At 50.5% G+C, this 25,974-nt stretch carries 25 protein-coding genes; 14 read left to right on the top strand and 11 right to left on the bottom strand.

Annotated features, from left to right (window positions below):
- Window positions 1-4: 4 nt before the first annotated feature.
- Together BLW68_RS00935 and BLW68_RS00930 are read right to left on the bottom strand one after the other, a co-directional pair.
- The gene (locus BLW68_RS00935) at window positions 5-1,069 is read right to left on the bottom strand and encodes an HlyD family secretion protein (RefSeq protein ID WP_092789230.1); all 1,065 of its coding nucleotides are present in this window, start codon (window positions 1,067-1,069) and stop codon (window positions 5-7) included.
- A complete protein-coding gene (locus tag BLW68_RS00930) occupies window positions 1,066-1,557 on the bottom strand; it encodes a MarR family winged helix-turn-helix transcriptional regulator (protein ID WP_092789228.1) in 492 nt (163 codons plus the stop codon). Before BLW68_RS00930 ends, BLW68_RS00935 begins: the two co-directional genes overlap by 4 nt.
- A gap of 197 nt (window positions 1,558-1,754) precedes the next feature.
- Between BLW68_RS00930 and BLW68_RS00925 the strand changes: the two genes are divergently transcribed.
- Together BLW68_RS00925 and BLW68_RS00920 are read left to right on the top strand one after the other, a co-directional pair.
- Entirely contained in the window at window positions 1,755-2,681 is a 927-nt protein-coding gene (locus tag BLW68_RS00925; RefSeq protein WP_092789226.1) for a M14 family metallopeptidase, read from the top strand.
- Between the two features lie 292 nt (window positions 2,682-2,973).
- Window positions 2,974-3,768 carry an isocitrate lyase/PEP mutase family protein gene (locus tag BLW68_RS00920; protein WP_092789224.1) on the top strand — a complete coding sequence of 265 codons (795 nt, stop codon included), beginning with the start codon at window positions 2,974-2,976 and terminating at the stop codon, window positions 3,766-3,768.
- On the opposite strand, the gene BLW68_RS00915 is transcribed toward BLW68_RS00920, so the two are convergent.
- Window positions 3,765-4,664 (bottom strand): LysR family transcriptional regulator, encoded by a 900-nt coding sequence (locus tag BLW68_RS00915; protein ID WP_092789222.1) that lies wholly within the window; start codon window positions 4,662-4,664, stop codon window positions 3,765-3,767. The two genes, BLW68_RS00920 and BLW68_RS00915, sit on opposite strands and share 4 nt — an antisense overlap.
- An 89-nt stretch (window positions 4,665-4,753) precedes the next feature.
- On the opposite strand from BLW68_RS00915, the gene BLW68_RS00910 reads away from it, so the two are divergent.
- Window positions 4,754-5,692 (top strand): DMT family transporter, encoded by a 939-nt coding sequence (locus BLW68_RS00910; RefSeq protein ID WP_092789876.1) that lies wholly within the window; start codon window positions 4,754-4,756, stop codon window positions 5,690-5,692.
- Here the strand turns inward: BLW68_RS00910 and BLW68_RS00905 are convergent.
- Window positions 5,686-5,949, bottom strand: a complete 264-nt coding sequence (locus BLW68_RS00905) for a Txe/YoeB family addiction module toxin (RefSeq protein WP_092789212.1) — start codon at window positions 5,947-5,949, stop codon at window positions 5,686-5,688. The genes BLW68_RS00910 and BLW68_RS00905 overlap by 7 nt on opposite strands.
- Window positions 5,942-6,196, bottom strand: a complete 255-nt coding sequence (locus tag BLW68_RS00900; RefSeq protein ID WP_092789210.1) for a type II toxin-antitoxin system Phd/YefM family antitoxin — start codon at window positions 6,194-6,196, stop codon at window positions 5,942-5,944. Before BLW68_RS00900 ends, BLW68_RS00905 begins: the two co-directional genes overlap by 8 nt.
- Window positions 6,197-6,308: 112 nt before the next feature.
- Between BLW68_RS00900 and BLW68_RS00895 the strand changes: the two genes are divergently transcribed.
- Window positions 6,309-6,557, top strand: a complete 249-nt coding sequence (locus BLW68_RS00895; RefSeq protein ID WP_092789208.1) for a DUF2442 domain-containing protein — start codon at window positions 6,309-6,311, stop codon at window positions 6,555-6,557.
- 760 nt (window positions 6,558-7,317) lie between these two features.
- Here BLW68_RS00895 and BLW68_RS00890 read toward each other — a convergent pair.
- A complete protein-coding gene (locus tag BLW68_RS00890; protein ID WP_092789206.1) occupies window positions 7,318-8,778 on the bottom strand; it encodes an aminoacyl-histidine dipeptidase in 1,461 nt (486 codons plus the stop codon).
- A 107-nt stretch (window positions 8,779-8,885) separates the two neighbouring features.
- Window positions 8,886-11,795, bottom strand: a complete 2,910-nt coding sequence (locus BLW68_RS00885; protein ID WP_245728244.1) for a ligand-binding sensor domain-containing diguanylate cyclase — start codon at window positions 11,793-11,795, stop codon at window positions 8,886-8,888.
- Window positions 11,796-12,025: 230 nt separating this feature from the next.
- Between BLW68_RS00885 and BLW68_RS00880 the strand changes: the two genes are divergently transcribed.
- From BLW68_RS00880 to BLW68_RS00835, 10 genes are all read left to right on the top strand, one after another.
- Window positions 12,026-12,511 carry a PaaI family thioesterase gene (locus BLW68_RS00880; protein WP_092789204.1) on the top strand — a complete coding sequence of 162 codons (486 nt, stop codon included), beginning with the start codon at window positions 12,026-12,028 and terminating at the stop codon, window positions 12,509-12,511.
- Between the two features lie 203 nt (window positions 12,512-12,714).
- Window positions 12,715-13,347, top strand: a complete 633-nt coding sequence (gmk, locus tag BLW68_RS00875) for a guanylate kinase (protein ID WP_092789202.1) — start codon at window positions 12,715-12,717, stop codon at window positions 13,345-13,347.
- A 45-nt stretch (window positions 13,348-13,392) separates the two neighbouring features.
- Window positions 13,393-13,668, top strand: coding sequence for a DNA-directed RNA polymerase subunit omega (gene rpoZ / locus BLW68_RS00870; protein ID WP_027670380.1), 276 nt, complete (start codon window positions 13,393-13,395; stop codon window positions 13,666-13,668).
- 124 nt (window positions 13,669-13,792) lie between these two features.
- On the top strand, window positions 13,793-15,916 hold the full coding sequence (gene spoT, locus BLW68_RS00865) for a bifunctional GTP diphosphokinase/guanosine-3',5'-bis pyrophosphate 3'-pyrophosphohydrolase (protein ID WP_092789200.1): 2,124 nt from the start codon (window positions 13,793-13,795) through the stop codon (window positions 15,914-15,916).
- 5 nt (window positions 15,917-15,921) lie between these two features.
- Window positions 15,922-16,314, top strand: coding sequence for a RidA family protein (locus BLW68_RS00860; protein ID WP_092789198.1), 393 nt, complete (start codon window positions 15,922-15,924; stop codon window positions 16,312-16,314).
- 7 nt (window positions 16,315-16,321) lie between these two features.
- Window positions 16,322-17,146 (top strand): substrate-binding periplasmic protein, encoded by an 825-nt coding sequence (locus BLW68_RS00855; RefSeq protein ID WP_092789196.1) that lies wholly within the window; start codon window positions 16,322-16,324, stop codon window positions 17,144-17,146.
- Complete coding sequence (gene recG, locus BLW68_RS00850) at window positions 17,146-19,230, top strand: ATP-dependent DNA helicase RecG (RefSeq protein WP_092789194.1); 2,085 nt, start codon at window positions 17,146-17,148, stop codon at window positions 19,228-19,230. Before BLW68_RS00855 ends, recG begins: the two co-directional genes overlap by 1 nt.
- Before the next feature lie 66 nt (window positions 19,231-19,296).
- Window positions 19,297-20,736 carry a Fic family protein gene (locus BLW68_RS00845; protein ID WP_092789192.1) on the top strand — a complete coding sequence of 480 codons (1,440 nt, stop codon included), beginning with the start codon at window positions 19,297-19,299 and terminating at the stop codon, window positions 20,734-20,736.
- 67 nt (window positions 20,737-20,803) lie between these two features.
- A complete protein-coding gene (locus tag BLW68_RS00840; protein WP_092789189.1) occupies window positions 20,804-21,592 on the top strand; it encodes a putative hydro-lyase in 789 nt (262 codons plus the stop codon).
- A gap of 201 nt (window positions 21,593-21,793) precedes the next feature.
- Window positions 21,794-22,822 carry a porin gene (locus BLW68_RS00835; protein ID WP_092789187.1) on the top strand — a complete coding sequence of 343 codons (1,029 nt, stop codon included), beginning with the start codon at window positions 21,794-21,796 and terminating at the stop codon, window positions 22,820-22,822.
- A gap of 131 nt (window positions 22,823-22,953) precedes the next feature.
- Here the strand turns inward: BLW68_RS00835 and cysW are convergent, their stop codons facing one another.
- The 4 genes from cysW to BLW68_RS00815 all read right to left on the bottom strand — a co-directional run bounded on the left by cysW (window position 22,954) and on the right by BLW68_RS00815 (window position 25,969).
- Window positions 22,954-23,820, bottom strand: a complete 867-nt coding sequence (gene cysW, locus BLW68_RS00830; RefSeq protein WP_092789184.1) for a sulfate ABC transporter permease subunit CysW — start codon at window positions 23,818-23,820, stop codon at window positions 22,954-22,956.
- The gene (gene cysT / locus BLW68_RS00825; RefSeq protein ID WP_092789182.1) at window positions 23,817-24,653 is read right to left on the bottom strand and encodes a sulfate ABC transporter permease subunit CysT; all 837 of its coding nucleotides are present in this window, start codon (window positions 24,651-24,653) and stop codon (window positions 23,817-23,819) included. The genes cysW and cysT overlap by 4 nt, the downstream gene beginning before the upstream one ends.
- A gap of 61 nt (window positions 24,654-24,714) precedes the next feature.
- On the bottom strand, window positions 24,715-25,734 hold the full coding sequence (locus tag BLW68_RS00820; RefSeq protein WP_092789180.1) for a sulfate ABC transporter substrate-binding protein: 1,020 nt from the start codon (window positions 25,732-25,734) through the stop codon (window positions 24,715-24,717).
- A gap of 67 nt (window positions 25,735-25,801) precedes the next feature.
- Window positions 25,802-25,969, bottom strand: a complete 168-nt coding sequence (locus tag BLW68_RS00815; protein WP_092789178.1) for a YezD family protein — start codon at window positions 25,967-25,969, stop codon at window positions 25,802-25,804.
- Window positions 25,970-25,974: the final 5 nt, after the last annotated feature.

Here is a 25,974-nt window from a genome sequence, read left to right as displayed (position 1 = left end):
TACCTTAATAGATATAATGCAGCAGGCTGATAAACCGCGCCTGCACCTGCCCCAACCAGCGGGCCGGGCCGCTTACAGGATACAACTGCACCGTGGCACGTGCGCCGCTGGGTAAAGCTGCCAGCACCTGATCATTATCCTTTAATGCCAGATGCAAACGCAGATACTGGGCATCGCGCACCCAGCGATCAGAACTTTCCGGGTTAGCCAGGCTGCCATCGGCCGGCAACTGGCCGTCTTTAACCCCGGCATCAACCGACGCTACCGTGGCCGCAAACACCTGGCCTGGCAAGCTGTCAAACATGACGCTGGCCGTAGTACCAACGCTAACCTTCATCAGCGATTTTTCACGAAAATCGGCAATAATATCGGCTTTCGCTGCCACCAGCGCAGCCAGCGCTTTACCGGCAGTGGCATAGTTGCCGGGTACCAGTTGCAGGTTGCTTATAACGCCATCTACTTTGGCCTGCACAGCGGTGTACTGCAGGTTTAGCCTGGCATTGGCTAAATTATTGCAGGCCTGGCGCAGCAACAGGTTGTCATCACCGCTGGCCCCGCGGCGTACCATCAGCTCGTTTACCTGGGCTTTAGCGGCCTCTACCTGTGCCAAAGCACCGGTGTAATTGGCCCGGGTTTGATCAACTAACTGCTGCGATACGCTTTTGCTGCCAATAAGCTGCCCCAGCCGCTTTACTTCCAACGCCAGTTCATCGGCGCTGGCCTGATACGCCGTTACACTGGCGCGGGCTGCGGCAATAGCGGCCTCCAGTTGGGCGTTTTCCTGCTTTGCCGCTTCCAGCGCCAGTTCGGCTTTGTCTACCGCCAGCACGTAAGCGCGCTGATCCAACGTAAACAACGTATCACCGGCTTTTACCGGCTGGTTGTTTTGCACCAGCACTTGCGTTACCTGGCCGCTCACGTCGGGCGCTATGCCCACCACAGGGTGCATTACCCGTGCCTGGGTGCTTAGCGGCATCCAGATATCTGCACAAATAAAATAGGCAAAGGCCATAACAAATACCGCTAAAGCGCCCTGCACCCAGCGTTTAAAAATCTGATCCGGTGTCATGCTTTATTCTCTGTAGCGGTAGCAAGCAGCAAAGTACGGGCGTTACGCTCCATAATGTCTAACGACTGCATTAACTGCTGTACCGCAGCCGGGGTTAAATCCTGGTACAGCGCCTGGCGGATTTGCATAGTGCGCTCAATCAGCTTCGCCAGCATCTGCTGTCCGGTTGCGGTGAAATACAAACACTGCGCTCTTTTATCGGTAGGGTGTGGCTGGCGCTGCAGCATATCCTGCTCTACCAGCTGGCTAAGGGTACGGCTTAGCGACGGCATTTCGATACCCAGCTCCTGCGCCAGTGCTTGTTGGGTAGCGCCTTCGCCCAACATTTTCAGGTGCAACATCGCTGTCCAGCGCGCTTCGGTCATACCCAGCGATTGCACCGACGCAGTAATAGCACTGCGCCATAAGCGATGCACCCGCCCAATCTGGTTACCCAGCGGCACTTTGAGCATAGCTTTCATCTCGGTTAAGTTGGTTATTTCAGTCATTACATGCCCATAAATTAGTTAGCATGCTAAGTATTATATGGCTGACAATATACTTAGCAAGCTAACTATATTAATACTGCGGTAAACGGCGTTCTGAACAAGTTAAATGCAGCGGTAATGGCCGTTGTGGCAGCATCAATGGTATAGTTGAGCCATGTTTTACGCTGCCGCTGGCGGCCTTTATTACAGGAATACGCATGAACACTATCTACCATATTGGCACTGTCGGTCAGCCCTGGGGCGAAGCAGAAAAAACGCAGTGGCTTAGCGAACAACAGATAAAACGCAGTTTCTTCGACGAGGTATTACCGGCTATAGAAGCACTGCAAACTGAGTTTGATATTGAGCAATACGGCGAGCTGAATTATCAGCAGGTTTGCGGCAAAACCTACCCGCTGTATGCGGTAAAAAGCCGCAACTGGCAAAGCGATAAACCCACTATTTTAGTAAGCGGTGGTGTGCATGGTTATGAAACCAGTGGAGTGCATGGTGCACTGCGGTTTTTACAAACCATGGCCAAAGCATACAGCGACAAAGTAAACGTATTGGTGTTGCCCTGTATCAGCCCCTGGGGTTATGAAACTATCAACCGCTGGAACCCCGAGGCGATAGATCCGAACCGCAGTTTTAGTTCTGATGGCAAGGCAACAGAAGCACAACAGGTAAGGCAGTATCTGGCTGGTCTGAATACCTCGTTTGCGCTGCATATTGACCTCCACGAAACTACAGACTCGGATAACAGCGAGTTTCGCCCTGCCAAAGCGGCACGCGATGGCACGGTGAACAAAAACTGGAATATCCCCGATGGCTATTACACGGTAGATGACACCGAACACCCCTGCCCGGCGTTGCAGAAAGCTATTATCGACAGCGTAGCTAAGGTGACGCATATCGCCGAAGCTGGTGAAAACGGCGAGTTAATTGGCGAGAAAATTGCTCAATTTGGCGTAATTAACTATGCCAAAGCCAGCCTGGGTTTATGTGGCAGCGTAACCGATGCACCGCTGGTTAGCACTACAGAAGTGTACCCGGACAGCCCAAGCACCACGCCGGAGCAATGTATTCAGGCCCAGGTAGCCGCTATTATTGGCGCGCTGGATTATTTACTGCAGCAAAAAAGCTGATTAAACGCGAAGCAACAGACTCTGATGTGCTCGCCATAGCAACTCCCTCAGGCTATCGCCTTCGGTCAGACACTCTATGGCTGCGCTAACAGAGCCTGTTACTTCAGATCAAAGCAGTTCCCAGTCAGGTGGTAAATCTACTTTTCAGGGTTACAACCTTTGGTTTTACTACTGTGAAAAAATACCCATCGCAATAACTTAAATACTATTTACTGGTCAGTGCCGGATATGGCCAGACATCACCGGGTTTCTTATTTAGCATACTGCTGACACATCAGACAGGAGAATCATTATGTCGGCAGCAGTGCAACGTTTTATGCAATTACATCAACAATCACAACCCTTTATTCTGGTCAATGTCTGGGACGCAGCCAGCCTGATGCTGGCGCAGCAACAAGGTGCAGTCGCCGTGGCGACCTCCAGTGCAGCGCTGGCATGGTCGCTGGGCTATGCCGACGGTTCCGCTTTACCGGCTACTGAACTGATAGCAGCAGTACAGCGCTTGCTCCGGGTGAGTACAGTGCCGCTGAGTATTGATATTGAACAAGGCTACAGCGATGATCCTCGGCAGGTAGCACAGTTGGTGAAACAATTGGCGCAAGCCGGTATCGCCGGCATTAACCTGGAAGATGGCCGTGATAAGCCGGAGCAATTAGCTGAAAAAATTACGGCATGCCGTCAGTTACTGGCCGGAATACCGCTGTTTATCAACGCCAGAACCGATGTTTATCTGAGCCAACTGTGCAACGCTGATGCCGCAGTCGATGAGTGCATAACCCGGTTAAAGCGGTATCAGCAAGCCGGAGCCGATGGCGCTTTTATACCGGGGTTAACTGATTTAGCCGCAGTAACACAGCTGCACCGGCAACTGACATTGCCAATTAATCTGATGGGGTGGCCGGCAGACGCAACGCATAACACATTGAATGAAGCCGGAGTAAAACGCATCAGCAGCGGGCCGGCTTTGTTTTTACAATGCTACAACTACTATCAGCAAGCCTGCCGCAGCTTTTTGCAGATTGAACAATTGGAAGAACAAGCGTTAACTTATGCCGGCTTGAATCAGCTATTCAGCCAGCCGCACTAATACTCTGCCGGTGCGGCTTGCAGCAGATATTCAATAAGCAAACGCAGGCGCAGGGGTTGATTATCGCGGTCGCGGTATAACAGATAGGTTTTACGCAACGGCCCCAGCCAGTCTGTGGCCAACGCAACCAGCCTGCCCTGCTGCATATGCTCCTGCACCACCCGGCGCGGCAAATAACCAATACCTACGCCGGCTTCAACCGCCTGCATGGCAATATTCATATCGTCAACAAACAGCCGGACATTGCCCTGCGGGCGAAAGTCAAAGGACTCGCGGCGTTGCTGATGCTCAAAACGCCAGACATTAATCGGGCTGCTGACAACCAGCGGATAGTTTATCAGCTCAGACGGGTGCTGAATGTGATGCCATTGCGTAGCCTGATTGCCGGCACACAGTAACGATTGCACATTGGTTAGTGGCCTGGCGATCCAGCCTTGCAGTGCCGGCTCGCCTACGCGGATCGCCAAATCAATAGCATGTTCACCAACATCAATAACCCAGTTTGACATGCGAATGTCTAAATCAATCTTGGGATAACGTAACTGAAACTGATTCAATGCGCCCGCCAGCCAGCGGTAAGTGGTATTTACCGGTACTGCAATACGCAGCAAACCGGCAGGCTCATGTTTCTCCGCCTGCAAGTCACCGGAAATATCATTCAGCTCGCTAAACAAAGGGCCGCAGCGCTGTAAATATTGCTGGCCGGTGCCGGTCAGGTTAATACGATGCGCATCGCGGTGCAGCAAGCGTAACCCCAGCGCTTGTTCCAGCGCATTAATGCGCCGGCTTAGCGTAGACGGCGGAATACCTACCTGCTCTGCCGCCTGGCGAAAACTTCCGGCTTGTGCCACCAGCCAAAACAGCCGCATATCATCCAAAGAATAGTTAGGTTTCATTTTTGGCACTTAACCTGCTGTTAGTTGATATTTATTTTATTTATGAAACAAATAAACTATACGGCAAGTTAAACTGCCAGAGCAATACCATGAGCCGCCAATCGCCATTCGTTACCATTTTATTATTGTTAATCAGTATCTTTTGCTGGGGCAGCGTGTTTCCTGTGTCAAAGCTGGTGCTGGATCAGATGTCACAAAACTCCCTGGTAGTGTGGCGCTTCAGCATCGCTGCTCTGTGTTTGCTGGGCTACATACTGCTTAAGGGTGAACGTTGGCCAACCCTGGCCTGGCAGCAATATACCTGGTTGATCGCCATCAGCCTGGTGGGTGTCGGCGGCTTTAATTTATTACTGTTTACCGGTGTGAAGCATACTGCCGCCACTAATGGCGCACTGGTGATGGCATTAAGCCCGTTAGTTACCTCATTATTGGTCGCGGCCCTGTCACGCAAGTGGCTTAGCCGCTCACAAAGTGTCAGCCTGGTAATAGGCTTAGCCGGCGTATTGCTGGTTATTACCAAAGGCAGTTGGCAAGCGCTGCTGCAGTTTGAGTTTAACCGCGGCGACATCACCATTATCGCCGCTATGCTGTTATGGTCGGCCTACACCACGGCGTCACAAAAAATGACTACCTGGTTGCCACTGCTGCCTTTTACGTTAATCAGCATGTTAGCAGGCGATGCCTTTATTCTGGGCTTTAACAGTATCCAGGGCGATATTCATCCGATTACGGAACTGTTGCAACTGCCGCTGCAGGGAGTATTGGCGGTGTTTTATATCGGCGTGTTTGGCACTGTAATAGGGTATTTATTTTTCTTAAATGCGGTGCAGCGGCTGGGTTCGGCGCCTGCGGCATTATTTTTCAACTTAATTCCGGTGTGCGCTGCGTTAACAGCATTGCTGATGGGGCAAAAGGTCACATCTATTCAGGTTACCGGTATGGCGGTTGTGTTGCTGGGCCTGATGCTGCCGCAGCTATTAAAACTAATACGCCAGCGTAAAACTGCACAAATACCTGTAAATCAGTAATGATAACGGCAGGAAATAATGGTTAGCTCACTATCATCCACCGCATACACCAGCCGGTTGGTGTCATCAATGCGCCGCGACCAGAAACCGGATAAATTCTCCTTTAACGGCTCGGGTTTACCGATGCCGTCAAAGGGGCTGCGCTTAGTTTCAGTAATCAGTTTATTAATGCGTTTCAGCGTCTTTTTATCCTGGCTTTGCCAGTACAGATAATCGTGCCAGGCTTCATCTGTCCATGACAATAGCCTACTACTCATCCACTAACTCTTTGTTTGTCACCTTGCCCGCTTTGAACTGCGCAATAGAGCGTTGCAAGTGCGCAGCGTTAGCTGGTGAGCGCAGCAAATGCACCGTTTCCATCAGACTGTTGTAGTAATCTAAAGACATAACCACAGCATCGTCAGAGTCACGCCGCGTAATCACGGTGGCATCAGCGTCATTAACCACTGCATCCAGCACGGCTTTTAAGCTATTTCTGGCTTCGGTAAAAGATACAACTTTCATAGGGCCTCAACATGTACATTTAACCGCACAAGTATAGGCTTAACATCAAGACTTGTACAGAAGACAGAACATGTACAAAATAGCAGGCAACGTATTACGCAGAAGGTGAAAAATGTCCGCACTATCGGTAGTTAATGCTCAGCATATAACAGGGCATATTCTGGACATCACGTTTAGTGACGGTCACAACACTGTTGTCGACTTTGCGCCCTTTATATTCTCTGTCGGGCACCCGGATTATGAGCCGTATAAAAAGCAGGATAATTTTCTGGCGTATAAGCTGGAAGACGGCAACCTGAATTGGGATGACTACACGATGATTTTTCCGGTAGAAGACCTTATACCACAATCGCCTGTTTAAGCACCTCTCATAGCGGGTATTTAATATGTCGTGCCCAAAAAATAATAAAATACAATTAGCTCAACCAAGTTTTACTGTACCTAAAACCCTGCTAGAAAATAACTTATCTATTTGATTTATAAAAATTGTTATTCATACTTTTAATATATCATCTCCAGAATTTTGCAAAATCCTCACTAGCTGATCTAAGATTGCCTCTGTCAACACAACGGGAAGAAACATGTGACTGTAAAGTTGGCTAATACTTGGGAATAGTGAAGGTAAAGAGCTCTTTTCTGTAGTAATAAAGTATTGATAGAAAAATAAATTTTACCGTAAAAGTTTGCATAACACGAGCAGTTCTTCTAACGCTGTCACCGTGGTTAGTGATTGCCAACATCAAGAAATGAAGTCTTTTTTTTACGGTTATCGAGCCTTGCAAGTTGTTTAGCTTCGCACTATCTTGTGAGCAGTTTTTAGGTAGTACCTAAAACAAAAGGGGCAGCCCTAGGAAGCCGCCCCTTTATATGGTTCGTGAGATCGCTCTCACTAATTTTGCCCTGACAGTTTCGGATAAGATCCTTACATTGTCAACACAGAGCGGATCTCACGGTGTCTTCTAACCTCAGATCTGGAGTAGAATGCAATGTCATTTTTCCAATCCATCGCAGAAACAGTTATAGCGACATTATTTGTCCAGTGGCTGTCATCGTTGCTTAATAAAAAGCAGTAAACTTGGGGGCTTAGGCCCCCTTTTACTTAGTTTCGAGAATAAGCTTACTTAACTCCGTGCTGGAATACGCTCCAGCACTGCTAACAACAACTCCCAGTATTGGCCTACAGTGGTGATATTAACCATTTCATCCGGGCCGTGCGGGAAGCGGATAGTGGGGCCGATAGATACCATATCCATATCCGGATACGGCTTTTTAAACAGGCCGCATTCTAAACCGGCGTGAATCACCATAATGACCGGATCTTTGTGGTAAATGTCTTTGTAGGTTTGGTTTACTATCGCCATTACCGGTGAATCCGGGTTGGGTTTCCAGCCAGGGTAGGCACCGCTGAATTTCACTTCTGCGCCAGCTAATTGTGCCAGTGAGCCAAGCATGCTTTGCACCTGTTCACGGCCGGAATCGATTAACGAGCGGATTAAACACAGTACCTGCACGCTGTTGTCTTTGGTGGTGATCACGCCCATATTCAGCGAGGTTTCGGTAACGCCCGCCACCTCATCGCTCATGCGCATTACGCCGTTAGGGCACACATTTAACAGGTTGATAAGCGTGCTTTGTGCTGCTGGCGTTAATACCTGCGTCGGTGTAGCCACTTCAGCCAGACTTAGCTTTAACGCCGGCTCTACGGCGGCCAGTTCAAACTGCAACAGCGCTTCAAACTCTGCTACGGCCTGTTGTAACAGCGCCAGCTTTGCCGCTGGTACCGTTAAGGTAACACTGGCTTCGCGCGGGATGGCATTACGCAATGAACCGCCGTTAAACGCCACTACGGCTAATTGCAGCACAGCGGCTTTATCGGCCAAAAAGCGCGCCAACAGCTTATTGGCATTACCACGGCCCAGGTGAATATTCACGCCGGAATGGCCGCCTTTTAAGCCGGTCAGGCTCAAGGTAAACGCCGTTACGCCACCCGCCGGTGCCTGCCACTGCGCTGGTACGGTAAATTCAGCGTCTACGCCACCGGCGCAGCCCATGTAAATTTCACCTTCCTGCTCGGAGTCGGTATTGATCAGAATTTCGGCTTGCAGCATGCCTGGTTCTACACCAAAGGCACCGGTCATACCGGCTTCTTCATCTATTGTCAGCAGCACTTCCAGCGGGCCGTGTTTAATTTCGCTACTGCCTAAAATAGCCAGCGCTGATGCCATGCCAATACCATTGTCGGCGCCTAAGGTAGTGCCGTTGGCTTTTACCCAATCGCCGTCAACATAAGCTTCAATCGGGTCTTTGGTAAAATCATGCACTTTATCAGCGTTTTTCTGCGGCACCATATCCAGGTGCGCCTGAATCACCACAGTTTTGCGGTTTTCAAAGCCGGTTGTTGCTGGCTTTTTAATAATCAGGTTACCGACTTTGTCTTCCAGCACACTTAAGCCTTTGTCGCGTGCCCAGGCCTGGATATGCTGGCTTAACGCGTGCTCGTGCTTGGACGGGTGTGGGATGGCGCATATTTGCGCGAACCATTGCCATAATGGCTGCGGATATAAACTTGATAATGCTGACACTGCAGGCTCCTGTATTACTGGCGCGGCAAAAAGCTTACCGGCGAAAAGGCGGCTATTTTAGCACAGCGGGCTGTTAGCTTCACAGTGTCGGCGCTAACGCGAAAATATCAGCCTGGCTGTGTAGTAAAGTCTTTGTTACTGATGGCGTGCAGTTTACCTTCTGCCAGTAAACTGGTTATTGAGGTGGTATCCGCCAGCGTGTCGGCTGGCAGCGGAGCAACAGCCTGCAGCAACATATAACCATCACGGCCATGCTCTTTTACCCAGTACAGCGCCTGATCAGCCAGGCGCAGGCTATGCTGCCAGTTCCAGTCTGTTAGCTGCGCCACCGCACCAATTGAGCAGGTTAACGGTTGTTGCAGGGCCATATTTTTTTGCCAGGGGTATTGGCGTATAGCATCCTGAATACGCTGTAACACTAACTCGGCATCTTCACTGTGTTCGAGGATCAATAAGAACTCTTCCCCACCCCAGCGAATTGCGTGATCAGAACCCCGGCTGTTCTGGCGCAGAATATCGGCAACTACCATTAAAATATTGTCGCCGGTTTGATGGCCAAGGCTGTCATTGATGCGTTTAAAGTAATCCAGATCGAGCAAAACCCAGATCAGCGGTTCGGCGTGGCGGTTGGCACGCGCTAATATCTGCTGGATATTACTATCCAGATAATGCCTGTTGTGCAAGCCTGTCAGGGCATCCTGCATACTCATGAGTTTTAGTTTTTCATTAGCCTGGTGTAATTCCTGGGTACGAGCGGCCACCAATTTGGCTAGCTGGCGCTGCGAACGGGCCAACGCCAGCAGGCGCCAGCGGTATAGGCCCCACAATAGCAATATAAACAATACGGTTAATACACCGCGTGCCCAGGTGGTTTCATGCCAGTAGGGCGTTAAGCGTATGTCCATGGTTACTGTGTCACTCCAACGGTAATCGGCCGCCACCCGTACCTGTACGTTAAAGCTGTAATGGCCGGGCGGCAGGTTGGTATAAAAGGCCTCGCGCCGGTTGCCTGCATCAATCCACTGGGCGTCGTAACCTTGCAACTGGTAACGAAACTGCACTGATGACGCCTGCACATAGTAAGGTGCGGTAAAACGAAAATGCCAGTCGCGCTGCTCTGGCGGTAATCTGGCTTCGCTGTTGCGGTAGTGTTGATCGTCAGCAGATAAACTTTCCAGTACGGGCAGAGGCAAAGGGCCATGCTGGATTAACTGCTGCAGCGGCAGAGATACCACGCCGTCCAGTGTCGGATACCACACCCTCCCCTGATGCACAGCGCCTTTGCTGCTGCCTGCGCCATTGCAGCAACGATGTGAATCGGTGGCAGCTTCCGGCCTGCGGTCATCCACCAACATATATAACTGCTCTACGCGGCCTTCCAGCAAACTACGGTAATTTACGCGGTAAAATCCCTGAAAATTGCTGATTAACAACTGATTGTCGACCAGTTCAGCATGCAGGGCTCCGCTGCCGGGTAAGCCATTTTGCTGGTTAAACCATTGCCACTGCCCCGGCTGCCCCAGTACAAAACCCTGATCAAGGCCGCCAACTAATATAGTGCCATCAGCAAATTCTTTAATGGTACTAACAAAACTGCCCGACAACGGCATATCGTCAACCCGGTTAAAGCCGTTGGCATCACGTAAGTACAAGCCATTTTCGGTGCCTACCCATAGCCGTTGCCGGCTGTCTGGAAACACTATCCGCACTTTGGCCTGACGCAGTGCTTCTGGCACTTCTTGCTGCTGCAGTTCATCCTGCTGCAAATAAAACAAACCACCGTTGGTACCAACCCAAATGCGCTCATCTTCCTGCGCCAGCGTGGTTACCAGCAAATGGGCTATAGCCGCATAGTTACGCTGCCAGGCCAGTGTTGTGCCATCAAGCTGGCTTAAACCGGCGCGGGTGCCTACCCACAGCCGCTGCTGCGTGTCCAGCAACAGGCTATACACAAAGTTATTTGGCAGGTACTGATTGGCGGTTAATGGCTGAAACTGCCCGTATTGCAGCAAAGCTAAACCATTACTGGTGCCAACCAGCACATGTTGCTGCCAGGGCATCAGAGCCCAGACATAAGGGTCGGGTATACCCTGCGCCCGGCTAAACCGCTGCGTGGATGCGCGGCGTAACCGCTTGAGGCCATGAGAATGGCTGCCCAGCCACAAATTGCCGTGCTTGTCCTGCAACATACTTTCAACCCAGACAAAATTGCCCTGCTTGTCGCTGACAAAATCAGTTTCAACTAAGACACCTTTGTGTATGTTGTAAAGCTTGTCATAGGTGGTTACCCACAGTTGTTGCTGTGGGTCCCGGTAGAGTAACTCTATGCGGGTATCCGTTGGCTGCCCCGGTAAAGCTAACTTTTGCCACTGTTTGTTTTGCCAGCTAAACAACCCCAGGTTTGATCCCAGATATACATCAGTACCCTGTACGGCTATCTCAGAAATTTGCAGGGCCGACACCTGCTCGGGTGCCGGATACCACTGATAACCATCGGCATTAAGTGTGGCAAAGCCGTTTAGTGCGCCAATCCATACCGTGTCATGCTGCTGATACAGCTGAAATACCTGGCCATCGTGTTCCGCTACCGGCTGTAATTGTTTTAATTGCTCATGCCAACGGAATAACCCGGTGGCACCAATCAGCATAGTGCCGTCTGCCAGCTCAGCAAAACTGCTTACTGCCCCCAGAGTATCTTGCTGTTGATCCAAACGGCTGAATTCATGTTGCTGCAACCGTACCAGGCCATTAACAGTGCCAACCCATAGCCGTTGCTGCGCATCTATGTGTAGTGCTGAGATCAGGTTAGAGGGTAACGCCGGAGTATTGGCGGTGTTGTATACCTTAAAGTTCAGGCCATCAAAGCGGGCCAGGCCATTTTGCGTACCCAACCAGATAAAGCCCTCGGCATCCTGTGCTATTGCCGTAACTGAAATTTGTGGCAGCCCGGCCTCTACCGACCAGATACGGTATAAGTAATCATCCTGTGTCAGCACCAAAGCAGTTGCCTTTGGCACACTCAGACAGCTTAGTAAGAGGGAAAAAAGTAACACCAGATGATACCAACGCACGTTATTAATATCCGCTACCTGCAAAAAGTTAATTTTAATTCGACTTTACTATAGCTTGCTTTACCCGGGGCAGTATAAACCTGACGAGTGGTATTTTTTGCAGCATCAACGGTCAGGTTGCAGCAATGGTCATACCAGTGTAAGCTCAAGCCAAATTTCGATACAGGAGCCATGCGATGGCTATTTCCCTGCGCAAAGCCAACTGGGGCTTAAAATTATTCGCCTGGCGCTATATTCCGCTGATTGGCTTTTGTTCACCAAAAATTGTGCGAATGAACAGCAAAACGCTGGAAGTCACCATGCCACACAGCTGGCGTACCAAAAACCATTTAGGCAGTATCTACTTTGGCGCCCTTGCTATAGGTGCTGACTTAGCCGGCGCCTTCTTAGTGTTCAGCAAAGCCAAAGCGCGTGGCGTAAATGCCAATTTTGCCTTTAAAGATGTGCAGGGCCAGTTTTTAAAGCGGCCGGAAGCAACAGTACATTTTACCAGCCACGACGGCGATATTATTGACGCCATGATTGACGAATCGTTAGCCACAGGCGAGCGCATTAACAAACCGGTGTCGGTAGTAATAACCTGCCCAACCTTACATGGCGACGAGCCGATGGCAACCTTTACGCTGACGTTATCGGTTAAAGCTAAAAAGCAGAAGAATTAACCCATCCAGCTCTGGGGCACCCGGAGCCGGTATACCCACATCAACACGCCGTAAACCCATCCCTGGGGGCTCGATTCGGCCATCCTGGCCTGCAACGGTTGATTTAGGGTACACCGACTCCTTGCTAAACAATCTCATCTTATTTGCAGCAACAGCCAACAGCGTCTAAAATCCGCATTCTTTCATTTTCAGGCGTCAACCCCATGCAGGAACTTGCCGGTAATCTGTTTATTATTTCGGCGCCAAGCGGCGCCGGCAAATCCAGCCTGATCCAGGCACTGTTAAAAAATCACAGCGATATGCAGGTTAGCGTATCGCACACCACCCGCGCGCCCAGACCGGGTGAGCAAGATGGCGTGCACTACCATTTTATCAGCGTAGAGCAGTTTAAAGCGCTGATTGCCAGGGATGAGTTTTTAGAGTGGGCTGAAGTGTTCGGCAACTACTATGGCACGTCAAAAAGCACTATTCGCGCCAGCTTAAGCCAGGGTATAGACGTTTTTCTCGATATCGACTGGCAGGGCGCCCGGCAAATTCGCCAACAGGCACCGTCGGCTAAAGGCATTTTTATTCTGCCGCCCAGCCTTGCTGAGCTGGAACAACGGTTAAACCAGCGCGGCCAGGACTCAAGCGAGGTTATTGCTAAACGTATGGCGCAGGCGCACAACGAAATGAGCCATGCTGACGAATACGAGTACCTGATTATTAACGATAACTTTGACACCGCTTTAGCCGAGTTTGAGCGCATTGTACTGGCACAGCGCAACGGCTATGGCAGCCAGGCCAGCAAGCACAACCTGTTGCTTAAGCAACTGTTGGCGAAAACAGCAAATTAGCGTAAACTAGTCTGTCTTGTGATGGCCCGAACACTGGAGTGGTAAATGGCACGCGTAACTGTTCAAGATGCAGTAGATAAAATTGGTAACCGTTTTGACTTAATTCTGGTGGCCGCACGCCGTGCCCGTCAGTTAGCGGTAGAAGGCAAAGAGCCGATGGTAGATGTTGAAAACGACAAGCCTACCGTAGTTGCCCTGCGCGAAATTGAAAAAGGTTTTATTACGAACTCCGTACTGGATGAGCAGGAACGTCGCGACCAGATCCAGCAGGAAGCGTCAGAAATGGCTGCTGTAGCTGCTATTATCGGTTCAGACCACTAAAAACCCCTCCATCTACAGGCCAGCGGCGTTTAGCCGTTGGCAACTGTGATAAATAGACGTATATTCATAATAAATCCCGCGCTTAACGGCGTGTTTTATTTGCTGTCGCAGTTTGGGAGCACAGGTGTATTTATTTGAAGGTCTGAAAAACCAGATTAGTGCCTATTTGCCGCCAGAGCAGGTTGCCTTAGTGCAACAAGCCTATGTAGTGGCAAGGGATGCGCACGCGCCACAAACCCGCTCCAGCGGCGAACCCTACATAACCCACCCTGTTGCCGTAAGCAGTATTCTGGCCGATATGCATATGGACCACGAAACCTTAATGGCTGCCCTGCTGCATGATGTCATTGAAGATACCCCGGTAAGCAAAGAAGACTTAACCCGGCTGTTTGGTAATACCGTTGCAGAGCTGGTGCAGGGAGTAAGTAAGCTTGATAAGGTAAAGTTCAAAGACTATCAGGAATTTGAAGTTACCAACCTGCAAAAAATGTTTATGGCCATGACGCAGGATATCCGCGTTATTTTAATTAAACTGGCCGATCGCACCCACAATATGCGTACTTTAGGTGCCCTGCGGCCAGAAAAGCGCCGCCGCATTGCCAAAGAAACCCTCGAACTGTACGCCCCTATTGCTAACCGCCTTGGTATTCACAATATTAAAAACGAGCTGGAAGACTGGGGCTTTCAGGCGCTGTACCCTATGCGTTACCGTGCGTTATCCACAGCGGTAAAGCAGGCACGCGGCAACCGCCGTGAGCTGCTGGAAAAAATTCAGCATGAAATTTTAGGCCGCTTAGAGCAAGCCGGTATTAATGCCGATGTCAGCGGCCGCGAAAAACACCTGTACAGCATCTACCGTAAAATGAAAAACAAAGAGCTGATGTTCAACGACGTAATGGACATTTATGCCTTTCGCGTAGTGGTAGACAGCGTTGATCACTGCTACCGCACTTTGGGTGTAGTGCATAACTTGTACAAGCCGATTGAAATCCGCTTTAAAGACTATATCGCCATCCCTAAACAAAATGGTTATCAGTCGCTACATACCTCTTTAATTGGCCCGCACGGTATACCGGTAGAAATACAAATGCGTACCCGCGAAATGGACGAAATGGCCGACAAGGGTATTGCTGCGCACTGGATGTATAAAGCTAACGGCCAGCACCAGGACACTACCGCGCAAATTCGTGCCAGAAGGTGGATCCAAAGCCTGCTGGAATTACAGCAAAATGCCGGTAACAGCGCTGAGTTTGTCGAAAATGTAAAATCAGAACTATATCCCGACGAGCTGTATGTGTTCTCCCCCAAAGGTAAAATTGTTGAGCTGCCGATTGGCGCCACCGCAGTAGATTTTGCCTACGCCGTACATACCGACATTGGCAACCGCTGCGTAGGAGCCAAAGTAGACCGGCGCCCCTACCCGCTGAACAAACCACTGGAAACCGGGCAGACAGTAGAAATTGTTACCAGCCCGGGCGGTAAACCCAATGCCAACTGGCTAAACTACGTAGTTACCAGCCGGGCTATTTTGGGCATTCGTAATTACCTGAAAAAACAGCAACAAAATGAATCTATTAGCCTGGGCCGGCGCTTGTTAAGCTCAGCGTTAGGTGAAGTTAAACTGGAAGATATCGCCCCGGAGCGGATAGAACAGGTACTGCAAAACACCAAACAAAAATCATTAGACGAGCTTTGCAGTGAAATTGGCCTGGGTAATCAGCTGGCCATCGCCGTAGCACGGCGCCTGCTGGGCGAGTTTGATTCTGATGAATCCAGCAGTAAAGACAATAACGGCCCGATGCCGAAAAGCAAAGCCTTTATTATTGGCTCTGAAGGTATGTTACTGACATTCGGCAAATGCTGCCGGCCAATACCGGGTGATGATATTATTGCCAACGCTACGCCGGGCAAAGGTCTGAACGTACACCGGGCCGATTGTCGTAATATTAAAGGCTGGGATAAAGAGCCGGGTAAGTTCTTCCCGGTACGCTGGGACAAAACCGGCGATAAACAGTTCCTGTGTGATATCCGCGTGTTTATTGTTAACCGGCAGGGCGTGTTGGCTAAACTTACCACCCTGATTGCCTCGCAAGGGTCTAATATTCAGGACTTAGCCACTGACGATCGCGACACCGGTGAATACGTGATTAAAATTACGCTGTCGGTGCGTGACAGGGTGCATCTGGCCAATGTAATGCGCAAAATCCGCGTGATGCCAGACGTACAAAAAGTTTACAGAAGGAAATAAACAGCATGTCTAAAGTGATTATCCGTACCAGCGATGCCCCGGCCGCCATTGGCACATACAGCCAGGCGGTAAAAATTGGTACCACAGTATATTTGTCCGGCCAGATCCCACTGCTGCCAGCTACTATGCAGTTGATATCAGAAAACTTTGCCGAGCAAACCCATCAGGTATTTAAAAACCTGGCTGCAGTATGTGACGCCGCCGGTGGCAGCCTGAACGACATGGTAAAGGTAAATATATTTCTTACTGATCTTGGCCAGTTTGCCACGGTAAATGAAATTATGAGCCAGTACTTTGCCGAACCTTACCCGGCCCGCGCCGCTGTACAGGTATCGGCCCTGCCGCGCGCCAGCCAGATTGAAATAGATGGCGTGATGGAAGTGCCCTCTACGCATTAGGCCGACAATGACCAAAGCCCGTCTGCTCTGCCTTACTGTTACCGTTATGCTGGCCAGTTGGCTGGCAGCTGCAACAGTGCAGGCAGAAGAGCCGCTGCCGGGCGAAAGCGAGCCGCAGCTGCTTTGGTGTCTGGATCATTTTTCCCGCTTTCATCATTATGAAGATGTCAGCACACCTTACGGCCCGTCGGTTGATTTAATGCAGGAGTTAGCCCGCCGCGCAGGCTTTAAGCTGATTTTTACACCACAAACGCCGGTAGCCCGTTGCTTTCGGTTAATGGCAGAAGGCAAAGTAGATTTAATGTCTAACCTGAAATTCAGTGCCGAGCGTGACGCCATCATGCACCTTTTGCCCTACAATAAAACGGTGCCGGAAAGCCTGTTTGTCCGCCAGGATGACAGGCGCCAGGTAGAAACCGAAGCGCAGTTGCAACAACTAACACTGGTGAGTATCCGCAGCTATGTTTATTCACCGGCGCTAATGGCATTACTAAAGCAAAAACAACGTCAGATTGTTGAAGTAGACTCGATTGAAGCCGGGCTGGAAATGGTCATACGGGGCCGGGTAGATGGTTTAGTCGCACCTACCGTCAGTACATCTGAAGCTATTAACAGTGTCAGCAGTTACCATAATAAATTCCGTAATGCGGGTATCGACTTCAGCCGCGGCCAGTCTGGCTTTATTCATGTTGGTTTGTCACGGCTAAGCCCGTATGCAGCAATGGAACCTATACTGCGCCAACATCTGGCTACAATGTTAAACGACGGCACGGTAGAACGTTTATATGCAGAGCCCATCAGGCCTGCCCCCCAGTTGAATACACAGCCCTGATGACGTTAGCCGATTCTGTTGCCAGACAACCTGTTTCTGCCATTAAAGGTGTAGGCGCCAAAGTGGCCGAGCGGCTGGAAAAACTGGGCATACAAAGCGTACAGGATATTTTATTTCACCTGCCGCTACGTTATGAAGACCGCACCCGCATTTATGCTATCGCTGATTTAATGCCACTGATGCATGGCACTGTGCTGGGCGAGGTTACCAGCAGTGAAATACAAATGGGTAAAAGGCGCAGCTGGCTGGTAAAAATTAAAGATGGTAGCGGTTTTCTTACCCTGCGCTTTTTTCATTTTAGTGCCGCACAGAAAAACGCTGTTACTCCAGGCGTGCTGCTACGCTGCTTTGGTGAAGCCAAGCGCGGCCCGCGCGGGCTGGAAATGCTGCACCCGGAATACCGTGTACACAGCGACGAACTGCTGACCGAAGTAAGTGAAACCTTAACCCCCATTTACCCCACCACAGAAGGCTTACGCCAGGCCACCTGGCGCAGCCTTACCGATGCCGCGCTACTGTATTTACAGCGCAGCCAGCCGGATGAATATTTGCCTGCTGATATGCTGCGCCAGCCGTGGTCGCTTACTGAAGCATTAACTTATATTCACCGGCCGCCACCTGACGCCAGCCTGCAATTACTGGAGCTGGGTAAACACCCGGCGCAGCAACGGCTGATTATTGAAGAGTTAGTGGCGCAGCAACTGAGCATGCACAAACTGCGCAGCCAAAGCCAGCAACAACAGGCTATAGCGCTGCATATTGACAACAGCTTGCAGCAGCGTTTTTTAGCCGCACTGCCGTTTTCGCCTACGAAAGCCCAGCAGCGGGTAACTGACGAAATACGCCACGACTTAAGCCAAACGCTGCCGATGTTACGCTTAGTACAGGGCGATGTTGGTTCAGGTAAAACGCTGGTAGCAGCATTAGCTGCACTTACCGCTATAGGTAATGGTTATCAGGTGGCGTTAATGGCGCCCACTGAATTGCTGGCCGAGCAACACGCGGTTAACTTTGCCCGCTGGTTTGAACCTCTGGCTATCAGCGTGGCCTGGCTGGGCGGCAAAACCAAAGGCAAAGCGCGCCAGACAGCCCTTACAGCCATTGCGGATGGCAGCGCGCAAATGGTGGTAGGTACCCATGCTTTGTTTCAGCAGCAGGTAGAATTTAATGCCTTAACGCTGATCATTATCGACGAGCAACACCGCTTTGGCGTGCATCAGCGCTTAGCGCTGCGTGAAAAAGGCGGTATCGAAGGTAAGTATCCGCATCAGCTGGTGATGACCGCCACGCCGATACCGCGCACGCTGGCGATGACGGCTTATGCTGATCTGGATACCTCTATTATTGACGAACTGCCGCCCGGCCGCACACCGGTAACCACCGTGGCAATACCGGATACGCGGCGCGATGATATTATCGATCGGGTACGTAGCGCCGTGCAAAGCGAGCAGCGCCAGGCGTACTGGGTATGCACCTTAATTGAAGAGTCTGAAACGCTGCAGAGTCAGGCTGCCGAAGATACGCTGGTATTGCTACAACAGGCACTACCCGACTTACGCATTGGCCTGATCCACGGCCGGTTAAAAGCCGCTGAAAAACAAACGGTAATGCAGCAATTCAGCAGTGGCGAACTGGATTTACTGGTCGCAACTACCGTGATTGAAGTTGGCGTAGATGTACCCAATGCCAGTTTAATGATTATTGAAAATCCCGAGCGGCTCGGCCTGGCCCAGTTGCATCAGTTACGCGGCCGCGTTGGCCGTGGCAGCACCGCCTCACACTGTGTATTGCTGTACCATGCGCCGCTGTCCCGCACCGCGCAATCGCGGCTTGGCGTACTGCGCGATTCTAATGACGGCTTTGTTATTGCCCAGCGTGACCTTGAAATACGCGGCCCTGGTGAACTATTGGGCACCCGCCAAACGGGTATTTTGCAGTTTAAAATTGCCGATCTAGCCCGCGACGCCGACTTACTGCCGCAGGCACAACAACTGGCCACACAGCTATGGCAACACAACCGCCCCGCCAGCCTGGCGCTAATCAAACGCTGGCTGGCCAATAAAGAAATTTATGGTAATGCCTGAAGTCTCTGCCACTATAAGCTATTGCTTACATACAATATGCAGCCAGCGGTATGCCAAAGGAGTGCTATGAACCTGGCCGACTTAAATCAGCTACTCGCTTGCGGCGAAGATAGCCGCAACCAGTTTAAGCGCGATGCAACCAACGCTGACAGCCTGAGTGCCGAGCTGGCGGCATTCGCCAATAGCGGCGGTGGCTGCTTGTTTCTCGGTGTGGCTGATGATGGTTCGGTTGTAGGGTTGGATGCTGCAGCGGTTCAACGCTTAAACCAATTGCTTAGCAACGCCGCATCGCACAATGTGCGCCCGCCGGTACACCCGACTACTGAGAATGTACAAACAGATGCCGGTATTGTGATGGTGGTGCGCGTACCCGATGGATTGGCCAAGCCTTATATAGACAATCAGGGCCGTATTTGGGTTAAACAAGGTGCAGACAAACGGCATGTTACTTCCCGCGAGGAAATGCAACGCATGTTTCAGCGCGCAGGTTTAGTGTATGCCGATGTGGTGCCGGTATCAGGCAGCTCGGCGGCGGATATTGATGATAAAGCTTTTAATAACTACTTCAGCCGCCGCTACGGCCAGAACAACGAATTTGCCAGCCAACCGCTGGAACAACTGCTGCGAAACCTGAGCCTGAGTGATGGCCGCGAGCTCAATCTGGCCGGGCTGATGTTGTTTGGCCGTAACCCGCAACGCTACCGCCCCGCCTTTGAGATTAAGGCCGTGGCATTTCCAGGTACAGCGCTTTACGACACCCGCTATCTGGACAGTGAAGACATTCGCGGCAATCTGTTGGAGCAGTTTCGTGGCGCCTTTGCATTTATCAAACGCAATTTGCACCATGTACAACGTGGCCGGGGCTTTAATACGTTGGGCGAGTTAGAGATTCCTGAAACCGCACTGGAGGAACTGCTGGTAAATGCTTTGATTCACCGCGACTATTTTACCAGCGCGTCGATCCGGCTAATGGTTTTTGCAGACCGGTTAGAGATTATCAGCCCCGGCCACCTGCCCGACAGCCTTAGCGTGGAAACCATTCGCCAGGGCAAAACCAATCGCCGTAATCCAACGCTCACAGAACATGCCTCGCAGATATTGCCCTATCGCGGCATAGGCAGCGGTATTCCCCGCGCACTGCAGGAGTGGCCGCGCATCGAGTTGATAGATGACGTAGCGGGCAATCAATTCAGTGCGGTGATCTGGCGGCCAGAGGCGGAATGGGTTGCTAAGCCTTACCTTACCCCCGAAGTCACCCCCGAAGTCACCCCCGAAGTTGCGCGTTTACTCGCAGTAGTCAACGGTGAAATGAGCCGGACAGAAATCATGGCGGCGTTGGGGTTAAAAGACGAAAAACATTTTCGGCAGCATTATCAGCAAACCGCCATTAGCCAAAAACTGATAGAAATGACACAACCCGATAAACCACGCAGCCGCTTACAAAAATATCGCTTAACCCCCGCCGGGATGGCATGGTTACAACAAAAAGCCAGCAAAGATAAATAGATAAAATTCAGGTACTGCGCTTAATCTATAGTAAGCAGCGTAAATAATTTATAAAGTGGAGACCGTTATGTCCTCAATGCTTAGCCCTTACCAGTTACGCCAACAGTGTCGCAGTGGTGCCTTTAGTGGCAATACTTCGGGTTTTGCGCCGGGTTTTGTTCAGGCCAATATGGCAATACTGCCCAGGCAGTACGCCGCCGATTTTCTGCAGTTTTGCCACTTTAACCCCAAGCCCTGCCCGCTTTTAGGCATGGCGGCAACACCTGGCGTTATTGATATGCCCTCTTTGGCCAAAGATCTGGATATCCGCACTGATCTGCCAAAGTACCGCATTTTCCGCAACGGCCAGCTAACAGATGAAGTAACCGATGTGCGTGATGTATGGCGTGATGATTTAGTCACCTTTTTAATTGGCTGCTCGTTCTCGTTTGAAGAGTCGTTATTGGCTGACGGCCTGGAAATCCGTAATATCACAGAGAAAGTAAACGTGCCGATGTACCGCACTAATATCGCCTGCACGCCGGCCGGGGTATTTCATGGTGGTATGGTGGTAAGTATGCGGCCAATGAAACCGGCCGATGCTATCCGGGCAATACAAATTTGTTCGCGCTTTCCGCAGGTACATGGCGCGCCGGTGCATTTTGGCGACCCGGCTGCTATTGGTATTGCTGATATCAGTAAACCGGATTTTGGCGATGCGGTAACCATAAAGCCCGGCGAAGTGCCGGTATTCTGGGCTTGCGGCGTTACCCCCCAGGTAGCCATAGCCAATGCTAAAGTAGATTTTTGCATTACTCACAGCCCCGGTCATATGCTGGTAACTGATTTGGCTAACAGCAAGCTGTCAGTATTCTGACTACGGCAATTTCCCTGAACTGCTGCCGCTGAGCCACGGAAGGCAATATACATTCACTTATTTTATATTCCTTTAAAGAATAAAAACTCAATTTACTATTTCAATTTTAACGTATAAATTTACCTTACCACAGCAGCACTGCCCCCCGTTTACCCCTAGTTAAAAACGACAATTAATTAAACCAAACACAGGATATCTATTATGAAATACGCTATTACAAGCGGTATTGCTGCTGCCGTTATACTGGCGCTCAGTGCCCAGGCACAAGCTGCCGATGTCAGCATTTATGGCCGCGCCCATTTATCACTGGATCAGCTGGATAACGGTGTAGACAGCGGCACCAATGTGTCCAGCAACTCCAGCCGGTTAGGTTTTCGTGCCAGTACCAAGCTGGAAGATGGCCTGGAAGCCTTTGTCCAGTTAGAGCAAACCATTCGGTTTGATGAGGGCAGTGGTCAGTTTGCAGACCGGGATTCTTATGTTGGCCTACGCGGCGAATTCGGTACGCTAAAAGTAGGCCAGTTTGATACGCCGCTAAAAGCCATTCGCAGTAAAGTTGACCAGTTTGGTGACCGCATTGGTGATATCCGCAACCTTACCCGGCTTAATACCGGTAGCAGTAATATTGGTAACGTGTTTGATGAGCGATTTAAAAATGGCGTAGCCTATGAAAGCCCGCAATTTAACAATATCAGTTGGGCCTTTCATTACACACCGCATAATACTACCGGCTCCACCACCGACAATGTACGCGAGTCTTACAGCACCTCTTTAACCTATGAAGTAAAAGGTCTGTATCTGGCAGCCGCTTATGAAAGCTTTGAAGGCATAGAGGGTATTGACCCTAAAGCCATCCGGCTGGGTGCCTATTACGATATTGGCGCTCAGCTACGGGTATCGGCGTTGTATCAAAATGCCAGTGATATTCCCGGCGGCGACCGCGATGTTTATGGTGCGGGTGCCAGCTACAAGCTGAATAAATATGTACTGCGTGCCCAGCTGTATCAGGTAAGTGATAACGACACCCCGGATACTGGCGCCACGTTGGCAGTGGTAGGCGTTGACCGTAACCTGGGTAAAGATCTGACGCTGTATGCCGCTTACGGTATTACCTCAAACGATGAAGCGGCACTTTACAGTATTTCTGGCGGTGGCCGCGGTACAACAGCCCCTGCCATTGCAGGCGAAAACAACACTGGTTTGTCACTGGGTATTATTTACAGCTTCTAAACAGGTATTAGCTGTAACACCGTTTTTATGGATGAATTGCAGCGCCACGGATTGGCAAATGCACCTTCCTCCTCCTGTTGAAATAACCGTTTTGGTTGCCCCGCTTGCGGGGCTTTTTTTTAACGTCAGCATCAGGCGGTTTTATGTTTGCGCTCGTCTTTGTATTCCACATAGCTTTTGATCACTATGGTCACCAGGGCCAGCCCGGTTAACAAGGACGACACCGCAAAGGCGGCGGTAAACATATATTCGTTGTACAGCACTTCAATATGCAATGGCATGGTATTGGTTTCACCACGAATACGGCCCGACACCACCGCTACGGCGCCAAACTCGCCCATGGCGCGGGCATTACACAGCACCACGCCGTAGATCAGGCCCCATTTAATGTTTGGCAAAGTAACGTACCAGAACGTTTTCCAGCCACTGGCACCTAAGGTTAACGACGCTTCTTCTTCATCTTTGCCCTGTTGCTGCATTAGCGGTATCAGCTCACGCGCTACAAACGGCAGAGTACCAAACAGAATAACGATAACAATGCCCGGTACAGCAAAAATAATTTTGATGTCGTGTTGCTGTAGCCAGGGGCCCAACCAGCCATGGCTGCCAAAAAAGATCACGAAAATTAACCCGACCACTACCGGCGATATTGCAAACGGCATATCAATAATGGATACCAGCAAAGTCTTACCGCGAAATTCAAACTTGGCTACGGCCCAGGCTATTGCCACACCAAAAATAGCGTTCAGCGGCACCACAATAACCAGCACAAACAATGTCAGCTTAATTGCTGCCACGGCGTCCGGCTCAGTAACTGCCTGCCACCATACCCTAAGCCCGGCTTCAAAGGCGCCATACAACACAACCGACAACGGCAGCAGTAAAAACAGGCTTAAAAACAGCAGCATTATACTAATTAAGCTATAACGTACCCAGCGCGGCTCAGTAGTCGCCTTTACCAGTGGTTTTGCCGGTATTGCAACGCTAACGTCTGTCATATTGCACCTCCATTGCGTTTATTGGTCCACCACTGCAAGCCGTTGATCAGCAGCAATAGCAAAAATGCCGCGACTAACATCACCACACCAATAGCTGCGGCGCCCTGATAATCATACTGCTCGGCCTTTGCCACAATCAGCAACGGCGTAATTTCAGTGCGGTAAGGCAAATTGCCGGAAATAAAAATGACTGAGCCGTATTCACCCAATGCCCGGGCAAAGGCCAGTGCGTAACCGGTTAACAACGCTGGTAATATGGCAGGTAAAATAACCCGTCTTACCGTAGTCCAGCGGCTGGCACCTAAACTTGCAGAGGCTTCCTCCAGCTCTTTTTCAAAATCGGCCAGTACCGGCTGTACCATGCGTACCACAAAAGGCAAGCCAATATAGGTAAGGGCGATAATCACACCAATTTCAGAGTAAGCGATACGAATATCCCATACCTGCAGATACTGGCCTACCCAGCCGGTAGCGGAATACAGCGTGACCAGCGCGATACCGGCCACAGCGGTAGGCAGCGCAAATGGCAAATCAACCAGTGCATCTACCACCTTTTTGCCCGGGAAACGGTAGCGCACCAGTACCCAGGCGGTAAGGCTGCCAAATATTGCGTTAATTGTCGCGCCGGCTAAAGATGCGCCAAAAGATAACTTATAAGACGCAACCACCTGCGGATGGCTGATAGCACGCCAGAAATCGGCCCAGCTCATTTGCAGGGTAAAGATTAGCAAACCGGCTACCGGCAGTAAAAATAATAAACTCAGATAAAATACTGAAAAACCCAGCGTTAAACCAAAGCCGGGAATAACAGTTCGGGATACTACAGTTGCCATATAAGGCTCCGCGTTGTCGGGTCGCTAAAGGCGCTGCCATAGCAGCGCCTTATTCAGTGAACTAACGGTTTTTATTAATAGATTCCAGTACCTTGTCAAACACACCACCATCGTTAAAGTGGGTTTGTTGTGCCTTGGTCCAGCCGCCAAACACCTCATCAATGGTAAACAGGTTTACCTTAGGAAAGGCGCTTGCATACTGGCTGGCAACGGCCGGATTAGACGGCCGGTAGTAGTGTTTAGCCGCCAGATGCTGGGCATCGTCGCTGTACAAGTGCTGTAAATATGCTTCTGCCACTTTACGGGTGCCTTTGCGGTCAACATTTTTATCCACCACCGTTACCGGCGGTTCAGCCAGGATACTGACACTGGGCACCACTATGTCAAACTGGCCCTTGCCTAACTGCTCTACCGACAAAATGGCTTCGTTTTCCCAGGCAATAAACACATCGCCAATACCACGCTGCACAAAGGTATTGGTCGCACCACGGGCACCGGAATCCAGCACCGGCACGTTTTTAAACAGCTTTTCTATAAATTCGTAGGCTTTTTCTTCCGAGCCATATTCTTTCAGCGCATAACCCCAGGCTGCCAGATAGTTCCAACGCGCACCGCCGGATGTTTTCGGGTTAGGGGTAATCACCTGTACATCCGGGCGGACTAAATCGTCCCAGTTTTTAATATTTTTCGGGTTACCCTTACGCACCAGCAGCACTATGGTAGAGGTATAAGGCGAGCTATTTTTATCTAACCGGCTTTGCCAGTCGGCCGGGATCAAATTGCCATTGTTGTGCAGGGCGTCAATATCATATGCCAATGCCAGGGTAACTACGTCGGCATCCAGGCCGTCGATTACCGAGCGCGCCTGTGAGCCAGAGCCACCGTGCGACTGGCGCACTGTAGGCGCAGTATTGCCCTGTGCCTGCCAGTGTTTGCTGAACAGCTGATTATATTCGCGGTAAAACTCGCGGGTTGGGTCGTACGATACGTTTAGGATAGTAGTGTTAGCAACAGCGATAAAACTGCTGGCAGCCAATATAGTGCCCAGTGTGAGGTGTTTAACTAAAGTGCTGATCTTCATTTCGAAATCCTTTATTAATAATTTTATTATTGGCAAAGGCTTCCGGTGGTCCGGTCAGCGGGCAGTGCTATTTGGGTTGATGTTCCAGCCTTAGCTTTTCGTTCTTTTCCAGTTGCACTAATTTGCCATGGTGGAAAATCAGCTCTACCGAACCAAACTCTATCTGGCCCACCAACCGCTCCAGTAATGCCAACAGTTGCGGCAACGCATCTTTGGCTTCATCAGTTACTGTCATGTTGT

This window comes from Rheinheimera pacifica (assembly GCF_900108485.1).
GTDB classification, from domain to species: domain Bacteria; phylum Pseudomonadota; class Gammaproteobacteria; order Enterobacterales; family Alteromonadaceae; genus Alishewanella; species Alishewanella pacifica.
Note: the sequence above shows the minus strand (reverse complement) of the source record. Positions and strands in the feature narration are given on the sequence as shown.

What these genes read in the sequence shown, in the direction of transcription:
- gmk (WP_092789202.1), top strand. Translation starts at nt 12,715, where the DNA reads ATGCAGGAACTTGCCGGTAATCTGTTTATTATTTCGGCGCCAAGCGGC.
- BLW68_RS00920 (WP_092789224.1), top strand. Translation starts at nt 2,974, where the DNA reads ATGTCGGCAGCAGTGCAACGTTTTATGCAATTACATCAACAATCACAA.
- BLW68_RS00915 (WP_092789222.1), bottom strand. Translation starts at nt 4,664, where the DNA reads ATGAAACCTAACTATTCTTTGGATGATATGCGGCTGTTTTGGCTGGTG.
- recG (WP_092789194.1), top strand. Translation starts at nt 17,146, where the DNA reads ATGACGTTAGCCGATTCTGTTGCCAGACAACCTGTTTCTGCCATTAAA.
- BLW68_RS00895 (WP_092789208.1), top strand. Translation starts at nt 6,309, where the DNA reads ATGTCCGCACTATCGGTAGTTAATGCTCAGCATATAACAGGGCATATT.
- cysW (WP_092789184.1), bottom strand. Translation starts at nt 23,820, where the DNA reads ATGACAGACGTTAGCGTTGCAATACCGGCAAAACCACTGGTAAAGGCG.
- BLW68_RS00840 (WP_092789189.1), top strand. Translation starts at nt 20,804, where the DNA reads ATGTCCTCAATGCTTAGCCCTTACCAGTTACGCCAACAGTGTCGCAGT.
- BLW68_RS00935 (WP_092789230.1), bottom strand. Translation starts at nt 1,069, where the DNA reads ATGACACCGGATCAGATTTTTAAACGCTGGGTGCAGGGCGCTTTAGCG.
- BLW68_RS00925 (WP_092789226.1), top strand. Translation starts at nt 1,755, where the DNA reads ATGAACACTATCTACCATATTGGCACTGTCGGTCAGCCCTGGGGCGAA.
- cysT (WP_092789182.1), bottom strand. Translation starts at nt 24,653, where the DNA reads ATGGCAACTGTAGTATCCCGAACTGTTATTCCCGGCTTTGGTTTAACG.
- rpoZ (WP_027670380.1), top strand. Translation starts at nt 13,393, where the DNA reads ATGGCACGCGTAACTGTTCAAGATGCAGTAGATAAAATTGGTAACCGT.
- BLW68_RS00910 (WP_092789876.1), top strand. Translation starts at nt 4,754, where the DNA reads ATGAGCCGCCAATCGCCATTCGTTACCATTTTATTATTGTTAATCAGT.
- BLW68_RS00835 (WP_092789187.1), top strand. Translation starts at nt 21,794, where the DNA reads ATGAAATACGCTATTACAAGCGGTATTGCTGCTGCCGTTATACTGGCG.
- BLW68_RS00855 (WP_092789196.1), top strand. Translation starts at nt 16,322, where the DNA reads ATGACCAAAGCCCGTCTGCTCTGCCTTACTGTTACCGTTATGCTGGCC.
- BLW68_RS00820 (WP_092789180.1), bottom strand. Translation starts at nt 25,734, where the DNA reads ATGAAGATCAGCACTTTAGTTAAACACCTCACACTGGGCACTATATTG.
- BLW68_RS00905 (WP_092789212.1), bottom strand. Translation starts at nt 5,949, where the DNA reads ATGAGTAGTAGGCTATTGTCATGGACAGATGAAGCCTGGCACGATTAT.
- BLW68_RS00930 (WP_092789228.1), bottom strand. Translation starts at nt 1,557, where the DNA reads ATGACTGAAATAACCAACTTAACCGAGATGAAAGCTATGCTCAAAGTG.
- BLW68_RS00900 (WP_092789210.1), bottom strand. Translation starts at nt 6,196, where the DNA reads ATGAAAGTTGTATCTTTTACCGAAGCCAGAAATAGCTTAAAAGCCGTG.
- BLW68_RS00845 (WP_092789192.1), top strand. Translation starts at nt 19,297, where the DNA reads ATGAACCTGGCCGACTTAAATCAGCTACTCGCTTGCGGCGAAGATAGC.
- BLW68_RS00815 (WP_092789178.1), bottom strand. Translation starts at nt 25,969, where the DNA reads ATGACAGTAACTGATGAAGCCAAAGATGCGTTGCCGCAACTGTTGGCA.
- BLW68_RS00880 (WP_092789204.1), top strand. Translation starts at nt 12,026, where the DNA reads ATGGCTATTTCCCTGCGCAAAGCCAACTGGGGCTTAAAATTATTCGCC.
- BLW68_RS00860 (WP_092789198.1), top strand. Translation starts at nt 15,922, where the DNA reads ATGTCTAAAGTGATTATCCGTACCAGCGATGCCCCGGCCGCCATTGGC.